15 protein-coding genes are annotated in these 16,184 nt (G+C 73.2%); 11 read left to right on the top strand and 4 right to left on the bottom strand.

Annotated elements, in window-relative coordinates; translation table 11 throughout:
• Positions 1–418 precede the first annotated feature (418 nt).
• Positions 419–1,261, bottom strand: coding sequence for a hypothetical protein (locus ACIO92_RS32690; protein WP_366445255.1), 843 nt, complete (start codon positions 1,259–1,261; stop codon positions 419–421).
• Between the two features lie 119 nt (positions 1,262–1,380).
• Between ACIO92_RS32690 and ACIO92_RS32685 the strand changes: the two genes are divergently transcribed.
• Complete coding sequence (locus ACIO92_RS32685) at positions 1,381–1,545, top strand: hypothetical protein (RefSeq protein ID WP_366445256.1); 165 nt, start codon at positions 1,381–1,383, stop codon at positions 1,543–1,545.
• On the opposite strand, the gene ACIO92_RS32680 is transcribed toward ACIO92_RS32685, so the two are convergent.
• Together ACIO92_RS32680 and ACIO92_RS32675 are read right to left on the bottom strand one after the other, a co-directional pair.
• Positions 1,542–2,264, bottom strand: a complete 723-nt coding sequence (locus ACIO92_RS32680; RefSeq protein ID WP_366445257.1) for a phosphatase PAP2 family protein — start codon at positions 2,262–2,264, stop codon at positions 1,542–1,544. The two genes, ACIO92_RS32685 and ACIO92_RS32680, sit on opposite strands and share 4 nt — an antisense overlap.
• A gap of 210 nt (positions 2,265–2,474) precedes the next feature.
• The gene (locus ACIO92_RS32675; protein ID WP_401240370.1) at positions 2,475–3,500 is read right to left on the bottom strand and encodes an NlpC/P60 family protein; all 1,026 of its coding nucleotides are present in this window, start codon (positions 3,498–3,500) and stop codon (positions 2,475–2,477) included.
• A 363-nt stretch (positions 3,501–3,863) separates the two neighbouring features.
• Here ACIO92_RS32675 and ACIO92_RS32670 point away from each other — a divergent pair, with 363 nt between their 5' ends.
• The 6 genes from ACIO92_RS32670 (at position 3,864) to ACIO92_RS32645 (ending at position 11,067) form a co-directional block, all read left to right on the top strand.
• Entirely contained in the window at positions 3,864–4,172 is a 309-nt protein-coding gene (locus ACIO92_RS32670; protein ID WP_030221046.1) for a hypothetical protein, read from the top strand.
• A gap of 98 nt (positions 4,173–4,270) precedes the next feature.
• Positions 4,271–5,107 carry a hypothetical protein gene (locus ACIO92_RS32665; RefSeq protein ID WP_402284139.1) on the top strand — a complete coding sequence of 279 codons (837 nt, stop codon included), beginning with the start codon at positions 4,271–4,273 and terminating at the stop codon, positions 5,105–5,107.
• Positions 5,097–6,398, top strand: coding sequence for a hypothetical protein (locus ACIO92_RS32660; RefSeq protein ID WP_402060493.1), 1,302 nt, complete (start codon positions 5,097–5,099; stop codon positions 6,396–6,398). Before ACIO92_RS32665 ends, ACIO92_RS32660 begins: the two co-directional genes overlap by 11 nt.
• Positions 6,395–7,948: an SCO6880 family protein gene (locus ACIO92_RS32655; protein WP_366445262.1), complete on the top strand. Its 1,554-nt coding sequence runs from the start codon at positions 6,395–6,397 to the stop codon at positions 7,946–7,948. The genes ACIO92_RS32660 and ACIO92_RS32655 overlap by 4 nt, the downstream gene beginning before the upstream one ends.
• Positions 7,949–7,968: 20 nt before the next feature.
• Positions 7,969–9,363: an ATP-binding protein gene (locus tag ACIO92_RS32650; RefSeq protein WP_366445263.1), complete on the top strand. Its 1,395-nt coding sequence runs from the start codon at positions 7,969–7,971 to the stop codon at positions 9,361–9,363.
• Positions 9,364–11,067: a type VI secretion protein gene (locus tag ACIO92_RS32645; RefSeq protein WP_402284135.1), complete on the top strand. Its 1,704-nt coding sequence runs from the start codon at positions 9,364–9,366 to the stop codon at positions 11,065–11,067.
• A 445-nt stretch (positions 11,068–11,512) separates the two neighbouring features.
• Here the strand turns inward: ACIO92_RS32645 and ACIO92_RS32640 are convergent, their stop codons facing one another.
• Positions 11,513–12,076, bottom strand: coding sequence for a GNAT family N-acetyltransferase (locus ACIO92_RS32640; RefSeq protein WP_366445265.1), 564 nt, complete (start codon positions 12,074–12,076; stop codon positions 11,513–11,515).
• 323 nt (positions 12,077–12,399) lie between these two features.
• On the opposite strand from ACIO92_RS32640, the gene ACIO92_RS32635 reads away from it, so the two are divergent.
• From ACIO92_RS32635 to ACIO92_RS32620, 4 genes are read left to right on the top strand one after another with little or no spacing between them, the layout of a single operon-like run.
• Positions 12,400–13,302 carry an ABC transporter ATP-binding protein gene (locus ACIO92_RS32635; protein WP_401240153.1) on the top strand — a complete coding sequence of 301 codons (903 nt, stop codon included), beginning with the start codon at positions 12,400–12,402 and terminating at the stop codon, positions 13,300–13,302.
• A gap of 38 nt (positions 13,303–13,340) precedes the next feature.
• Complete coding sequence (locus ACIO92_RS32630) at positions 13,341–14,144, top strand: ABC transporter permease (protein ID WP_401240367.1); 804 nt, start codon at positions 13,341–13,343, stop codon at positions 14,142–14,144.
• 13 nt (positions 14,145–14,157) lie between these two features.
• On the top strand, positions 14,158–15,399 hold the full coding sequence (locus tag ACIO92_RS32625; RefSeq protein WP_366445268.1) for a histidine kinase: 1,242 nt from the start codon (positions 14,158–14,160) through the stop codon (positions 15,397–15,399).
• Positions 15,396–16,064 carry a response regulator transcription factor gene (locus ACIO92_RS32620; protein WP_366445269.1) on the top strand — a complete coding sequence of 223 codons (669 nt, stop codon included), beginning with the start codon at positions 15,396–15,398 and terminating at the stop codon, positions 16,062–16,064. The genes ACIO92_RS32625 and ACIO92_RS32620 overlap by 4 nt, the downstream gene beginning before the upstream one ends.
• Positions 16,065–16,184 lie beyond the last annotated feature (120 nt).

Genomic DNA, 16,184 nt, shown 5'->3' with positions numbered 1-16,184 from the left:
GGGGGGGGCGTCGCACCCCCCCCCGGGGGCGGGGCCCCCCCCCGGGCCCGGGGGGGGGGGGGGCCCCCCGCCGCGGCCCCCCCCCGGGGGGGGGGGGGGCCCCCCACCCCCCGGGGCCCCCCCCCGCCCGTTCCGCCGCCACCCGCAGGATCTCGTCGATCCGGTCGGCGCTGAGCCGCTCCCCGTCCGCCGCGGAAGCCGCGATGATCAGCTCGCCGCACAGTTCGATCTCGGCGAGGGCGACGCAGTCCGGGTCTGCGGGCACGGTTGCTGTACCGGGCGGGGCCACGCGCATCCACCTCTTCCTGCCGGCGTCGTCTCCCTGCGGTCTCCCAGCGTAGGGACGGGGCCACGCACCGCGCATGACACGTCTGGACCATTTGCCGATGGCCCCGGGGGCGACGGCGACCCGTACGGGTCAGGACTCGATCTTCCCGTCGTAGAGGTCCCGGCGGTCCGGCAGCGTCACCTCGACGGGAACCCCGAAGCCGTACAGCAGGGTCGTCGAGGCGACCGCGACCGTACGTCCCTGATTGCTGAAGCTGAACCGGTGCCGGACCTTCCGCAGCAGCCCCTCCGCGTCGAGGTACGCGTCGAAGGGCACGGTGTCCACGGTGAACCCCTTAGCCGCCGCGGCGAGCGCGCCCCGCAGGTACGGGGAGGCGTGCGCCGCGGCGCGGCCGATGTCCGCGACCCCCCGGTAGTGGCTGACCCTCACCCCCGCCAGCTCGACCTCGCCGAGGTACGCGACCTCCCGGACGCCCCGCAGCAGTTCGGCGGCGGCGGCCGGGTCGGTGGCCCCGCCGGTGACCAGGTTCCCGTCGCCGAGGGTGGTGGTGTCGACCCGGACCCACTTGTCGGCGGGCACCCCGGCCCCCCGGTTCTTCATGTAGAGGACGCCGGGGGTGAGCAGCTCGGTGATCGGCCGGTGTCCGTCCGCCCCCGCCGGGTCCTTCGGCAGCACCACCTGGAGCCTGCCGGTGCGGCGCCGGAAGTCGTAGCCGCCCTCGCCCCGGATGGTGACCCGGGTGCCGCCCGAGGCCATCTCCATGGAGGTGCTGGTCTTCGCGGAACCGGCGCGGGCGAGCACATCGGCCGCGTCCCGCACGGCGCGCGTCGGATCGGCCCTCGGCTTCGGGTCCTCGGGGGCCGCGCACCCGGCGACCGCCCCGGTCCCCACGAGGGAGCCGACCAGCACGGCGGTGACGGCGAGCGCCCCGCTCCCCCGGCCCTGCGGCCGTCCGTCGCTCCGCGTCACCATCGTCCGTCGACCCCCAAGAACCGCGCCGCCGCTCGCCCGTGCCCGAGCCCGCGGGCCCGGGGGCACCCGAACCCCTAACGACGGTCCGGGCGTGCCGTCACGCGCAGTACGGTGGTGGGGTGTACGCGCAGGCCTCCCCCCACACCATCACGACGACGGAGCGCGGCTCGTTCGCGCTGGCCCGGTGCAGCTGCGGCTGGGCGGGCCCGGCGAGGAGGTCCCGCGACCGCGCCCGCACCGACGCGGCGGACCATCTGCGCACCACCGGGGCGGAAGCCCCCTAAGCGGCGAGGTCGTTGCGCCCCGGGCCGACGCCCGGTCCGCCCAGGCGCGGTTCGGGGATGCCGACGGTCCCGGCGCACCGGAGTCCGGGGGCCCGGCGGGAGCGGACCAGCCGGGCGCAGCGCCGCGAGCGGGCGACGGCGGAGAGCAGCGGGGTCAGCAGCGCGAGGGCGGGCGGGGCGAGGAGCAGCGCGACCGCCGTGCCGAGGGCCAGGCCGCCGACGACGTCGGTCGGGTAGTGGACGCCCAGATAGACGCGGGTGAAGCCCTCGGCGAGGGCGAGACCGATGGCGGCGAGGCCGAACCCCCGGTGGGCGACGAAGACTCCGACGGCGAGGGCCATGGCCAGGGTGGCGTGGTCGCTGACGAAGGAGAAGTCCGTCTTGCCCGCGACGAGGACCTCCAGACCCTCGTGGTCCTTGAAGGGGCGGGGGCGTTCGACGAAGTCGCGGATGGGGACGTTGACCAGGAGGGCGATCCCGGCGGCCAGCGGGGCCCAGACGAGCCCGGCGGCGGCGGAGACGGAGTCGGCGTGGGTGCCGCGCCCGCGGACGCTCCACCAGCACCACAGCACCACGAGCACCAGCGCGAGCAGGATGCCGTACTCGCCGGCGAACGCCATGACCCGGTCGGACCACGGCGGTGCCGCCCTGGTCAGCCCGTTGATGTCGTAGAGCAGCCCGACATCGGGGTTCGAACCGTCCGATGCGCGTACAGCCATCTGCCGCGGACCCCTTGCTCTCGTGTGTGCCGTCCCACCCCGTCAGAGCGGTCGGATCAGGGAACGAGTCGCCTGAGGCGCGCGTTCCGCTCTCTCCGGTGGATCATGAGGACGTTACCGAAGAGTGACGGTCCTCCGCAGCTCAGGGCCAGCGCATGACGGAGAGTTCCGGCCATCTCGGGGCGCGATCCGACGCCCCGTCTCCTCTGTTCAGACTCCCGGGAGATGGGTCGGCAGCGCCGCCGCCCCCTCCTCGGTGACCCGGGTCGCACCGAAGTAGTCCGGGGTGTCGATCCGGTCGAACCGGATCACCGCCCCGGTGCGCGGGGCGTCGATCATGTACCCGCCGCCGACGTAGATGCCGACGTGCCGGATGGCCCGGGAGTTGGTCAGGTCGTCGGAGAAGAAGACCAGGTCCCCCGGCAGCAGTTCGTCCCGCGAGGGGTGCGGTCCCGCGTTGTACTGGTCGTTGGCCACGCGCGGCAGCCGGATGCCGACGCTGTCGAACGCGGCCTGGGTGAGCCCCGAGCAGTCGAACCGGCCGTTCTGCGCGGCCGTTCCCGTACCGCCCCACAGATACGGGGTGCCGAGCTTCTGCTGCGCCCACTCGATGGCGCCCGCCGCCTGCCGGGACGGGTCCACCCGGCCCACCGGCCGGGCGAAGCTCTTCTCCAGGGACTGGATGATCCGCACGTAGTTCTGGGTCTCGCTGATCGGCGGGACCCCGCCGTGCCGGATCACCCGGTACGCGCCCGCGTTGTACGCGGCCAGCATGTTGCTCGTCAGGTCGCCGGGAACGTCCTTGACGTACCCCGCGAGTTCGCAGTCGTACGAGGCCGCCGACGGGATCGCGTCCTTCGGGTCCCAGATGTCCCGGTCGCCGTCCCCGTCCCCGTCCAGCCCGTGCCCGGCCCAGGTGCTGGGGATGAACTGGGCGATGCCCCGGGCGTCGGCCGAGGAGACCGCCCTCGGGTTCCAGCCGCTCTCCTGGTACAGCTGGGCGGCGAGCAGCGCCGGGTTGATGGCGGGGCAGAGGTTCCCCCAGCGCTGGACGAGCCCCTGGTAGAGCGCGGGCACCGAGCCCTTGGCCAGGGCCACCGTGCCGTTCACACCGCCCGTGCCGCCCGCGATCCCGGCCGCGGCCGAGTACGTACCGACGACGAGCAGCGCGAGGAAGCCGAGACAGACCCCGACGGCCCCGCCGGCCACCGCCCACGCCTTGCCCGCCCTACGCACCGTCAACCACCCCTCGGCCCATGCCAGTACGCCCCGGGGCCCAGTCTAGGCCGCGAGGCGCTCCCGCGGGCCGTTTGCGCGACCCCCGATCGCCCCGGTCCCGGCGCCGCCCCAAGAGTGCAACAACGACAATCATTGCCCGGAGTCACCCTCCGTGATACACAGAGTGACCATACGCTTCTTCGCATGGAAACCGGCCACACCACCGCAGGTCAAGGCGGTCGAGCCGGTCACATGTGCGGGGATCGGGTAAAGAGAGCCGCCAAGCCGTCACACGCGAGCGGTTTCATCAGCGAAGATAGGGCGATGACCCATGCCGTCCGGCAGGGGTGAAACAACTACCCCACACGGGCGGTGAGTTACATGTACCTGGCGGCTGAGAAGGGCGACATCACCACCATCATCGGTGGAATCGCCCCCAACTGGGGCCCTTTCGGGAGCCTGGGCAACGAGGCCAAGATCATGATCGAGGTGGTGATGGCCGTGGCCATCCTGCTCTGCCTCGGCATCGCCATCTGGGGAGCGGCCAAGCAGCGCATCGGCGCGACCGCGCTGCGCGACACGTTCAGCGCGGAACAGGGCAAGGGCCTCATCGTGGCCGGACTGACCGGGGTCTTCATCATCGGCTCCCTGGGAACGCTGTTCACCATCGTGTACGGGATGGCCGTCTGACTCCCCGTCGGACCCGTCCCCCTGAGATTGCGTTCCCTGATGTCCAGTCACCTTGCAGCACTGCCCGTACCGCGAACCAGTGAGGGGGCGTTCCCGGCATGAGTCCCGGTGACGAGCACGACAGCTTCGGCGGCGTGGGCGGCTCGGGCCAGACCCGGACCCGCCTGCCCGAGGGCAACAGCGGCGACTTCCACGGCAGCGCCCGCAGGCCCGCGCGCGGCTCCCGCTCCCTCCTCGCGGTCGTCGGCGTGGTGGTCCTCCTCGTGGCCGCCATCGCCTTCGCCAACCGCGGCGGCGGCGAACCGGCCACCACCGCCGGCCCCACCTCCGACCGCCCCGGCCGCGCCACCCCCACCACGGCCACCGGCGTCCGCCCCGTCACCGGCAAGAACGGCCAGATCCCGACCGGCCACACCCAGAACACCCAGGGCGCCCAGAGCGCCGCCACCAACTACGCGGTGGCACTGGGCTCGGTGGACATGTTCCAGCGGGGCCCCCGCACGGACATCGTCCGCGCCACCCACGACCCCGCCGTCACCGACGCCCTGCTGAAGCGGCTCGACGCCTCCTACACGGCCGACTTCCTCACCAGCATCGGACTCGACGCGAACGGCCTCGCGCCCAGCGGCCTGACCTTCGTCTCCCGCACCGTCCCGGTCGGCGCCAAGGTCCGCGACCACACCGCCACCACCGCGACGGTCGACGTCTGGTGCACCGGTCTCGTCGGCCTCGCGGGCACGGGCTCCACCAAGCCCGTCACCTCCACCTGGTTCACGCTCACGCAGAAGCTCACCTGGGTCGGCGGCGACTGGCGCATCAGCTCGTCCAGCCAGACCGAGGGCCCCACCCCGGTCAACGGGGACAACCGGGCGTCCGTCGCCGACGAGATCGCCGAGGCCGTCGAGGAATACGGAGGCTTCACCTATGCCCGCTAGCCGCAGCCTCGCGGGCCGTACGACGGCCACGCTGACCGCCGCGTTCCTCGCCGTCCCCCTCGTCCTCTCCTCGTACGCCCAGGCGGCCCCCACCCCGACCCCCACGCCCACACCCACCCCCAGTCCCACCGACAGCCGCTGCGCCCTCATCGTGGGGCAGGCCAGGGAGCTGTGCGAGCGCGGCCAGTCCGGCGGCGCCACACCGCCCACCGAGCCCACGGCCGCCCTCGACCCGCTGTCCTCGCTCGCGCGCGGCTGCGCCGACGCCGCCGTCGCCACCATCGACTACCTCTCCAAAGCCGTGAAGGAGACCGCCGACGTCGACTTCACCAACATGCAGTTCCTCGGCCGCTACGCCATCGTCTTCGCCGCCGCCACCTTCCTCACCCTCCTCCTCTGGCTGCTCGCCGTCGCCAAGCGCGCCATCCGCGGCGTGCCCCTGGCCACCGCCCTCTCCGAGGCCATCGGGTTCCTCTGGCTGACGGTCCTGGCCTCCGCGTTCACCCCGCTGATCCTCTACACCGTGGTCAACGCCACCGACGCCGTCACCGAGGTCATCGCCTCCGGCACCGGCCAGCAGACCGACATCTTCTTCGGCAGCTTCAAGGAGGCCCTCCAGAAGGGCGACAGCATCGGTGGCGGCCCCATCATGCTGATCATCGTCTCCCTGGTGACCGTCCTCGCCGCGGGCGTCCTGTACCTGGAACTGTTCCTCCGCGCCGTCCTGCTGTACGTCGGCGCCCTCCTCGGCGTCGTCGTCTACTCCGGGCTCGTCGACAAGAACATGTGGGGCCACGTCCGCCGCTGGGCGGGCATCATGATCGCCGTCATCCTGGTGAAGCCGGTCATCGTGATCGTCCTCGGCCTGGCCGGCGCGCTCTCCTCCGGCACCGGACCCGACTCGTTCTCCGCCGTCGTCTCCGGGCTCGCGATCATCCTCCTCGCGATCTTCGCCTCCGCGATGATCTACCGCTTCGTCCCCGGCTTCGGCGACGAGATCGCCGCCTCCCGCAACAACCGCCTGCACCGCGCGGGCGAGAACACCGCGGCGGCCGTCATCTCCTCCCCCGCCTCCCTCGTCTCCCAGGGCATCAAGACCCACAGCTCCCGCGGCGACGGCGGCGGGCAGGGCGCCCAGCCCGCCCGCGCGGCCAACCCCATGTCCGGCGGCATGGCCGCCCACGGCAGCCGCGGCGGCGCTGCGACACCCCCGCCCCCGCCCCGTAGCGGCAACCCCACCGCGGGCACCCCGCACAGCAACCGCAAGAACTCTGGAGGTGCAGGGCGTTGACGACCCAGTCCCCACCGGTCACGCCCCGCCGTACGTATCTCGTGGGCCGCGCCCGGCCGAACGCGATCGTCGGCAAGAACCGCGAGACCGGCGAGATCGCCCTGATCATCGTCGGCGCCTTCCTCGGCATGATGAGCGGACTCCTCGTCCCCGTCCTCCCCCTGCGGATCGCCCTCCTCGCCGGGCTGCCCATGATCGCCATCGCCGCCGTGTACCTCCCGTACAAGCACCGCACGTTCTACAAGTGGTTCGAGATCAACCGCAGCTACAAGCGGATGCTGAAGCGCGGCACGGCCTACCGTTCCGTCACCGTCGAGGCGGGCACCCGGCTCGACGGCCGCGAGGTCGAGGTCGGCCCGCCGCCCGGCATCGGCGGCATCGGCTGGCTCGCCGCCCCCTTCGGCCCCGACGAGATCGCCGTGCTCCTGCACGCCGACCGGCGCACCGTCACCGCCGCCATCGAGATCGAGGGCCCCGGCGTCGGCCTCCGCGACAGCGAGGACCAGGAAGCCCTCGTCGACCGCTTCGGCACCCTCCTCAAGCACGTCGCCAACGGCGACGGCTTCGTGACCCGCATCCAGATGCTGGCCCGCACCCTGCCCGCCGACCCCGACGCGCACGCGAAGGACGTCGGCCAGCGCGGCGACCCGCACGCCCCCGTCTGGCTCCAGGAGTCCTACGACCAGCTCCAGTCGATGGTCTCCACCTCCAGCGAGCAGCACCGCGCCTACCTCGTCGCCTGTATGCACTACACCCGCGAGCTCGCCGCCGAGGGCAACGCCATGGCCCGCGCCGCCCGGCACGCCTCCGGCGCCCGCAGGCTCGACCGGGACGCCGGACTCGCCGTCGTCATGGCCCGCGAACTCACCGACATCTGCGCCCGCCTCGCCGAGGCCGACATCCGCGTCCGCCAGCCCCTCGGCCAGTCCCGCCTCTCCTCCCTCGTGCACTCCATGTACGACCCCGACCACCCCATCGACCACATCCAGGCCATGACCAAGCGCAACGCCTGGCCCGCCGAGCTGGACGCGATGGAACCGACGTACCTCCAGGCCAAGACCCGCGAGTCCTCCACCCGCGCCCCCTGGTGCCACGCCACCGCCTGGGTGAAGGAGTGGCCGATGACCCCCGTCGGCGTCAACTTCCTCGCCCCGCTGCTCGTCCACACCCCGGACGTGATCCGCACGGTCGCCGTCACCATGGACCTGGAACCCACCGAGGTCGCCATCGAGCGGATGCTCACCGAGAAGACCAACGACGAGGCCGACGCGAGCCGCGCCGCCAAGATGAACCGCACGGTCGACCCGCGCGACATCGCGGCCCACGGCCGCCTCGACCAGCGGGGCGAGGACCTCGCCAGTGGCGCCGCCGGAGTGAACCTGGTCGGGTACATCACGGTGTCGTCGCGCTCCCCCGAGGCCCTGGCCCGGGACAAGCGCACGATCAGAGCCTCCGCCGGCAAGTCCTATCTGAAGCTGGAGTGGTGCGACCGCGAGCACCACCGGGCCTTTGTGAACACCTTGCCGTTCGCGACCGGCATCCGCCGCTAGGGCCGAAGGGGCACAGACCGATGCGAGATCCGCTGTCCGTCCTCACCGAAGCCTTCACCTCCTTCCTCTTCGGGAAGGTGGAGACCACCCGGCTGCCCGTCCGCACCTCCACCGGACAGGCCCAGGCCGTCTACCTGCCGACCGCCGCACCCGGCCTCGGCGACTCCGGCGTCATCATCGGCCGCGAGGTCTACAGCGGCAAGGGCTACATCTACGACCCCTTCCAGCTGTACGGGCAGCAGCTCCCGGCCCCGCACTGGCTGGTCCTCGGCGAGTCCGGCAACGGCAAGTCCGCGCTGGAGAAGACGTACGTGCTCCGCCAGCTGCGCTTCCGGGACCGGCAGGTCGTGGTCCTCGACGCGCAGGGCGAGGACGGCGTCGGCGAATGGAACCTCATCGCGCAGGAGCTGGGGATAACCCCCATCCGCCTGGACCCGATGGTCGCCAACGACTCCGGCATCCGTCTCAACCCGCTCGACCCGTCGATCACCACGACCGGGCAGCTCGCCCTGCTCCGCACGATCATCGAGGTGGCGATGGGCCACGGCCTCGACGAGCGCGCGGGCTTCGCGCTCAAGGTCGCCCACGCCCACGTCATCGAGCACACCACCGACCGGCAGCCGATCCTCACCGACATCGTCGAACGGCTCCGCCACCCCGAGGCGCAGTCGGCCGAGGCGATGAACGTCGACATAGACGACGTACGGGCCTGGGGACTGGACGTCGCCCTCGTCCTGGACCGGCTGGTCGACGGCGACCTGCGGGGCATGTTCGACGGCCCGACGACCGTCGGCATCGACCTCGACGCCCCCCTGATCGTCTTCGACCTCTCCCACATCGACCGCAACTCCATCGCGATGCCGATCCTCATGGCGATCGTCGGCGTCTGGCTGGAGCACACCTGGATCCGCCCCGACCGGAAGAAGCGCATCTTCCTCGTCGAGGAGGCCTGGCACATCATCAACAGCCCGTTCGTCGCCCAGCTGTTCCAGCGGCTGCTGAAGTTCGGCCGCCGACTGGGCCTGAGCTTCGTCGCCGTCGTCCACCACCTCTCCGACGTCGTCGACGGAGCGGCGGCCAAGGAGGCGGCGGCGATCCTCAAGATGGCCTCCACCCGGACCATCTACGCCCAGAAGGCCGACGAGGCACGCGGTACGGGACGGGTCCTCGGCCTGCCCCGCTGGGCGGTGGAGATCATCCCGACCCTCACCCCCGGCATCGCGGTCTGGGACGTCAACGGCAATGTGCAGGTGGTCAAACACCTCATCACCGAACGGGAACGCCCGCTCGTCTACACCGACCGCGCGATGACCGAGTCGTCCGTCGTCGACCCGGAGCTGGAGTGGGAGACGGAGCAACGGGCGATCCTGGTCGAGCAGCAGATGAACGGCACCTCGCAGTCGACGGTGGCGTAGATGGAGCAGCCGCGGAAAAGCGGGGGAGGGGCCTCCGACGGGCTGCTGCTCGGCCTGTTCGGATTCCTCCTCTGCCTCACGGCCCTGGTGTGGACGGCGACCGGCCTGGCCGGGCTCCTCTCCCACGGGGCCTGGCCCCGCGGGGTCGGCTTCATGGGCACGCCGTCGGCCCTGCGTTCCCTGGCGACGGCCCCGACGGACCTCGCGGCGGCCTGGCCGGGGACCCCGCCGGACCAGCTGTCGGGGCACGGCATGTTCTGGGGCCTGCTGATCGGCGAGGCGATGATCCTCCTCGTCCTCGCGGTCTTCGCCCTGGGCACCCTGGCCCGCTGGCGCGCGGTCAGGGCGAACCGGAGGACGGGCGGCTACGACGGCCCCCCGCACCACAGGACCCCCGAGCCCGTACGGGACTTCCCGGAGCAGTCCGGCGCCCCGGAGACCCGCTGGGAGAAGCCCGTACGGGAGACCAGGCCCCCGGCACCCGTACGGGACACCCGGAGCCCGGCACCGGACCGCTCCCGGCCCGCAGGGGACACCACGAGGACCCCCGACCCCCTACGGGACACCCGTCGGCCCGCACCCGGCGGCCCGGCACCGGAACAGCCCGCGGCACACCACCCCGGGCCCGTACCCGTACGGCGACACCCGGAGGAAACCCCGCCCCTCGCGGAGACCACGCCCCCGGCGCCCCGCGACCCGGCCGCCTCCTCCCCCGCACCCACGCCCCCGGCCGTCCCCCCGGGGCTTCCGCCCATCGTGGCCCCGGCCGTCCGCCAGGGCCCCTCGCGGACGTTCTACGGGCCTCCGGAGGCCCGCCGACCCGCCGCCGTCCAGGCGGTCCTGGACGCGGAGGGCGCGGCCCTGGTCGTCACCTCCGACCCCACGGTCTGGTCCGCCACCAAGGACGCCCGCGGCAAGCTCGGCCCGGTCCTCGTCCACGACCCCGGACACCTCTGCGACACTCCGGCGCGGCTGCGCTGGTCGCCGTCCGAGCACTGCGAGGACCCGGCGACGGCCCACCTGCGGGCGACCGCGCTGCTGGCCCCGGTCCGCCCGCACGCGCGGCTCGACGCGGCCACCGCGGAGACCGCCGAGACCCTCCTGCGCTGCTGGCTGCACGCGGCGGCCGTCGACGGACGCCCGTTCCGCCAGGTCCACCGCTGGGCCCAGGGCGCGGGCGCCCATGAACCGGTCCGCATCCTCCGCAGCCACCCCAAGGCCGCCTCCGGCCACGCGGGGCTCCTCGAATCCGCCCTCACGGCCCACCCGGAAAGCCGTCGCCTGGCACAGGAACTGACGGCCCGCGCGCTCGCCGCGCTGTCCTCGGTGCACATCAGGGACGCCTGCACATCGAACCGGACCGATTCCCTGTCCCTGGCATCTTTCCTCCCCGAAGGGGGCACCCTCTACGTGGTGGGGGAAGCCATCGAGGATCCCCGCACCCACCCCGGCGCGATGCCGCTCCTCACGGCCCTCGCCGCAAGCGTGGTCGAGCACGGCCGCCGCATGGCCGCACGGTCATCCGACGGTCGGCTCGACCCACCACTGACGCTCGTCCTCGACGACGTCGCCGCCGTGGCGCCGATCCCCCAGCTCCCCGAGCTCCTCGCGACCGGCCACGACCAGGGCCTCCCGACCCTGGCCCTGCTCCGCTCCCGCGAGCAGGCCCGCGCCCGCTGGCCGGAGACCTCCCCCAGCCGCTGACTTGCCGAACCGCCGTCACCGGCGGGGACACCCGGGCCCGGCCACCGCCGGACGCCCGGCACCGGCGGCCGGTCACCGGGCAGCCGTCACCCAGCGCGCGCCACCCGGCGGCGCCGGACACCGGGCCGAGAACCGGAACCCGGAAACCACGGGGGCAGCCCCTGGCTCCAGGACGGGGAGTCCGTCGCGCAGGTCGTCACCGGCTGGGCCACCGCTCTCGGCGTCTCCGCCTGGCCGGTGGTCACGCTCCGGTGGGGCCGCGACCGGGCCGGACCGACCCTCGCCGCCGGGTTCCTCGCCGCCGGGTTCCTCGCCGCCTGGTTCCGCCGCACGGTCGGCCACACCCAGCTCGCGGACGGCACCCTGTCGGCGAGGACGAGGCCACACGCACCTTCACCGACCGGCCCGCGACCCGCGCCCGCCGCCCGCCCAGACATCCGTCCGTCTAGACCTCCGACCCCCGCCGCAGCTCGTACTCGTTCTCCATGGCCGTGTCGTGCCCCGGCACCGCCACCCGGTCGCCGGTCGGCACGAAGCCGAAGCGGCGGTAGAAGGCCGCGGCCCGCGCGTTGTCCTCGTGGACGTACAGCCGCACCCGCTCGACCGGCTCCGCGAGCGCCCAGGACCACTCCACGGCAGTCCGGAACAGCGCCTCGATCACACCCGTCCCACGGGCCTCGGGCCGCACATAGACCCCCACGAGATGCGTCTGGCCGACCTTCGCCGGCTCCCCGAAACGCATCTCGTCCGCGGGCCGCTCCACCAGGACCGTCACCGTACCGAGCCACCGCCCGTCCGGAGCCTCGGCCACGAACTGCCGTGTCTTCCCGTCCCCGGTCTCGGACGCCCCCTCGGCCCGGTCCCGCCAGAATTCGTCCGGCCGCTCGACGGCCGCCTCGTACGTGTCGAGGAACGCCAGATGCGCGATCGGATCCCGGAGCGCCGCCAGACGGATCTCGCGGCTCTGCTCCCAATCGTCGGCGCGGATGACGCGTATTGAAAGGTCCATGACCTGATCCTCCGTCGCCCACCCCCCTCTGACAAGGCTTTTTCCCCCGCCGAACACCCCACCCCGTACCCACTCGCCCCCTCCGGGCCACCCTTGCGGAACACCCACCTGACACCTGCGGGCCGCCTCGCGGACCACCCGCCCCACAACCAGCCGGGCACGCCCACAGGCCACCCGCAGACCCCCCGGGCCCCACACCTACCCGGCCGCCCCACGACCACCCGACGCCCCGCCCCCACCTGGTACCCCGGTACCACCCCCGCCCCGGACCGCCCACCCCCGGTCGGACGCCGGGCCCCCGTCCACTCCCTAGCGTCGGACCCATGATCCGAGCAGAGAACCTCACCAAGCGGTACGGGGACACCACCGTCGTCCGGGACCTCAGCTTCACCGTCCACCCGGGCACCGTCACCGGCTTTCTCGGCCCCAACGGCGCGGGCAAGTCCACCACCCTCCGCATGATCCTGGGCCTCGACGCCCCCACCTCGGGACACGCCACCGTCGACGGCCGCCCCTACGCCCGGCACAGCGCCCCGCTCACCCGCGTCGGCGCCCTCCTCGAAGCCCGCGCCGCACACCCCGGCCGCACCGCCCGCCAGCACCTCACGGCCCTCGCCCTCACCCACGGCATCCCCCGCGCGCGCGTGGCACGGGTCCTCGACCTCACCGGCCTCACCCGGGCCGCCGACCGCCGCGTCAAGGGCTTCTCCCTCGGCATGGGCCAGCGCCTCGGCATCGCCTCCGCCCTCCTCGGCGACCCCGCCACCGTCGTCCTCGACGAACCGGTCAACGGCCTCGACCCCGAGGGCGTCCTCTGGATCCGCACCCTCCTCAGGTCCCTCGCCGCCGAAGGCCGTACCGTCCTCGTCTCCTCCCACCTCATGAGCGAGACGGCCCTCACCGCCGACCACGTGATCGTCATCGGCAAGGGCCGTCTCCTCGCCGACACCACCGTCGACGCGCTCGTCCGCGGCTCCGGCACCGCCTCCGTCCGGGTCGTCACCCCCGAGGCCGACCGGCTGCGCACCCTGCTGCCCGGCGCCACGGTCACCACCGAGGCCCCCGACACCCTGGTCGTCACCGGCCCGGACGCCCCGGAGATCGGCCGCACGGCCGCCGCCCACGGACTCACCCTCCATGAACTCACCCCCAGGGCGCCCTCCCTGGAGCAGGCGTTCATGACCCTCACCCACGATTCCGTCGAGTACCAGGGAGCCCTCGCATGACGACGTACACCACTCCCACCACGAACACCGCAGACACCATGAACACGACACCCACCACACCCACCACGGACACCACCACCCCCGCCCTCACGTACGCGCGCGTGATCCGCTCCGAGTGGCACAAACTCCTCACGCTGCGCTCCAGCTGGGCCGTCGTCGGCACTGCCGTCGCCCTCCTGCTCGGCGTCGGCCTCCTCATGGGCACCACGTACACCTCCGACGGCGGCGACTCCGACGTCGACACCGTCGTCCTCGTCCTGTACGGCTCCCAGCTCGGCGCCGTGGCCCTCGCCGTCCTCGGCATCCTCCTGACCGCGGGCGAGTACGCGACGGGCACGATCCGCGCCACCCTCACCGCCGTCCCCGCCCGGCTGCCGGTCCTGTGGGCGAAGGCCGCCGTCTTCACCGGCAGCGTCCTCACCGTCTCGTTCCTGGCGAACCTGCTGACCTTCGGCACCGCGCAGATCTTCCTCGGCGACACCGACCAGGCCGCCTCGCCGACCGACGACGGCGTCCTCACCGCCCTCGCCGGCAACGCGACCGGCGTCACCCTCCTCGGTCTGATCGCCCTCGGTCTCGGCGCCGCCCTCCGCTCGGTGCCGGGCGCGATCGGCGCCTTCGTCGGCGGGGTCCTGATCGTCCCCGGCGTCCTCGGAGCGCTCCCCTACAGAACGGTGACCACGATCGTCCGGTACTTCCCCGCCCAGGCAGCCGACGCCCTCGGCACGACCACCCCCGCCCCCGGCACCGCCTCCCCCGGGGCCGCGCTCCTCGCCCTGCTCCTCTGGTCGGCCGCCGCCCTCACGGTGCCCGCCCTGTTGCTCAAGTACCGGGACGTATGAGGAAGATGACGGCGTGACCACGGAGAGCAGTACCGGAGCGACGGGCCTCAGCGGGTACGTCCACCGCCTGACCAGCCGCGTCAGGGCCGCCGACGCCCGCCACCCCTGGCTCTGGGACGCCTTGCCGACGCTCGTCTGGACGGTGGCCGCGCTCGTGGACGCGTCCGGCGGCTGGCGCACCACCGCCCTCGATCCGGCCGTCCCGGTCTGGGTGGTCGTCACCCTGAGCCTGGCCCTGAGCCTCCCCCTGTACGGGCGCCGCCGCCGCCCCGTGGCCATGCTCGCCGTCATGGCCTGCGCGGCCCTCGCCAGCGCCGCGTCCGGCGCCTTCCTCCAGTCCTCCTACCTGCAACTGCTGCCCCTCTTCCACCTCACGCTCGTCCACCCGCCCCGCGTCCTCCTGTGGTCCCCGGCCCTGCTCCTGCCGCCGCTCCTGACCGGTGCGGTCCTCCACCCCGGGGGCGGCTGGGAGCAGCACGCGGTCCCCGCCCTGTGGGCGTACGCGCTGGTCGCGCTCCTGGGCGTCACGGTCCGCTCCCGCCGCGACCACACGGCGGCGCTCGTCGACCGGGCCCGCCGTCTGGAGACCGAACGCGACCAGGAGGTCCGGCTCGCCGCGGCCGCCGAACGCACCCGGATCGCCCGGGAGATGCACGACATCGTCGGCCACCACCTGTCCGTCGTCACCGGTCTCGCGGACGGCGGCCGGTACGCGGCGGCCAGGAATCCCGAGCGGGCCGCCCAGGCCCTCGACGCCATCGGCACGACGAGCCGTGAGGCCCTCGCCGAGCTCCGCCGCCTCCTCGGCGTCCTGCGCGACGACGGCCCGGAGACCGACCGCGCTCCCCAGCCCACCCTGGCCGACCTGGACGCCCTGGTCACCGGCGTACGGAAGGCGGGCCTGCCGGTACGGTTCGACCTCCGCGCCGAACCGGCCGCGCCCCCGCTCACCCCGGGCGCCCAGCTGACGGTCTACCGGATCGTCCAGGAGTCCCTGACCAACACCCTCAAGCACGCGGGCGAGGGCGCGCGGGCGACCGTCGTCCTCTCCCACACCGCGCGCGAGGTACGGGTGGAGGTCACGGACACCGACGGCACCGCCCCGCCGCCCGCCGGACCACAGCGCCGGGGACAGGGGCTCACCGGAATGAGGGAGCGCGCCGCGCTCTACGACGGCACACTCGACTCCGGCCCGCTGCCGACCGGCGGCTGGCGGACCGCCCTGCGACTTCCCCGGGAGGACTCCCCCTCGTGACGACCGTTCTCATCGCCGACGACCAGCCGATGCAGCGCTTCGGCTTCCGGATGCTGCTGGAGAGCCAGGACGACATGACGGTCGTCGGGGAGGCGGCGAACGGCGCCGAGGCGGTCCGTCTGACCGACCGGCACCGCCCGGACGTCGTCCTCATGGACATCCGGATGCCCGGTCTCGACGGCATCGAGGCCACCCGCCGGATCGTCGCCTCGGGCGACCGCACGCGCGTCCTGATCGTCACGACCTTCGACCTGGACGCGTACGCGTACGACGGTCTCCGGGCCGGTGCCAGCGGCTTCCTGGTGAAGGACGCCCACCCGGAGGAGCTGCTCGCGGGCGTCCGGGCGGTCGCGAGCGGTGACGCGGTGGTCGCCCCGAGCCTGACCCGCCGGCTCCTGGACGCGTACGTCCATCATCTGCCGCAGCCCTCGCCCACGGACCCGCGCCCGGAGGACCCGCGTCTCTCGGCGCTCACGGAACGGGAACGGGAGATCCTCACGGTCATCGGTCAGGGCTGGACGAACACGGAGATAGCCGAACGTCTCCACCTCGCGGAATCGACGGTGAAGACCCATGTCGGCCGCGTCCTCGCCAAGACGGGAGCGCGGGACCGCATCCAGGCGGTCATCCTGGCGTACGACACCCAGCTGGTCACCCCGGCCTGAGAAGGAAAGGCCGGGGTTTCGGCGTGCGGGGCTTTCCCGATTCCGGCCGGTAAACGCAGAAAAGCCCCGCACCATGAGGTGCGGGGCTTTCCCACAATGATTGTTCGGCGGTGTCCTACT

This window comes from Streptomyces sp. NPDC087215 (genome assembly GCF_044744885.1).
Classification (GTDB): Bacteria; Actinomycetota; Actinomycetes; order Streptomycetales; family Streptomycetaceae; genus Streptomyces.
The sequence above is the reverse complement of the archived record's forward strand: the minus strand, read 5'-3'. Positions and strand labels throughout refer to the sequence as shown.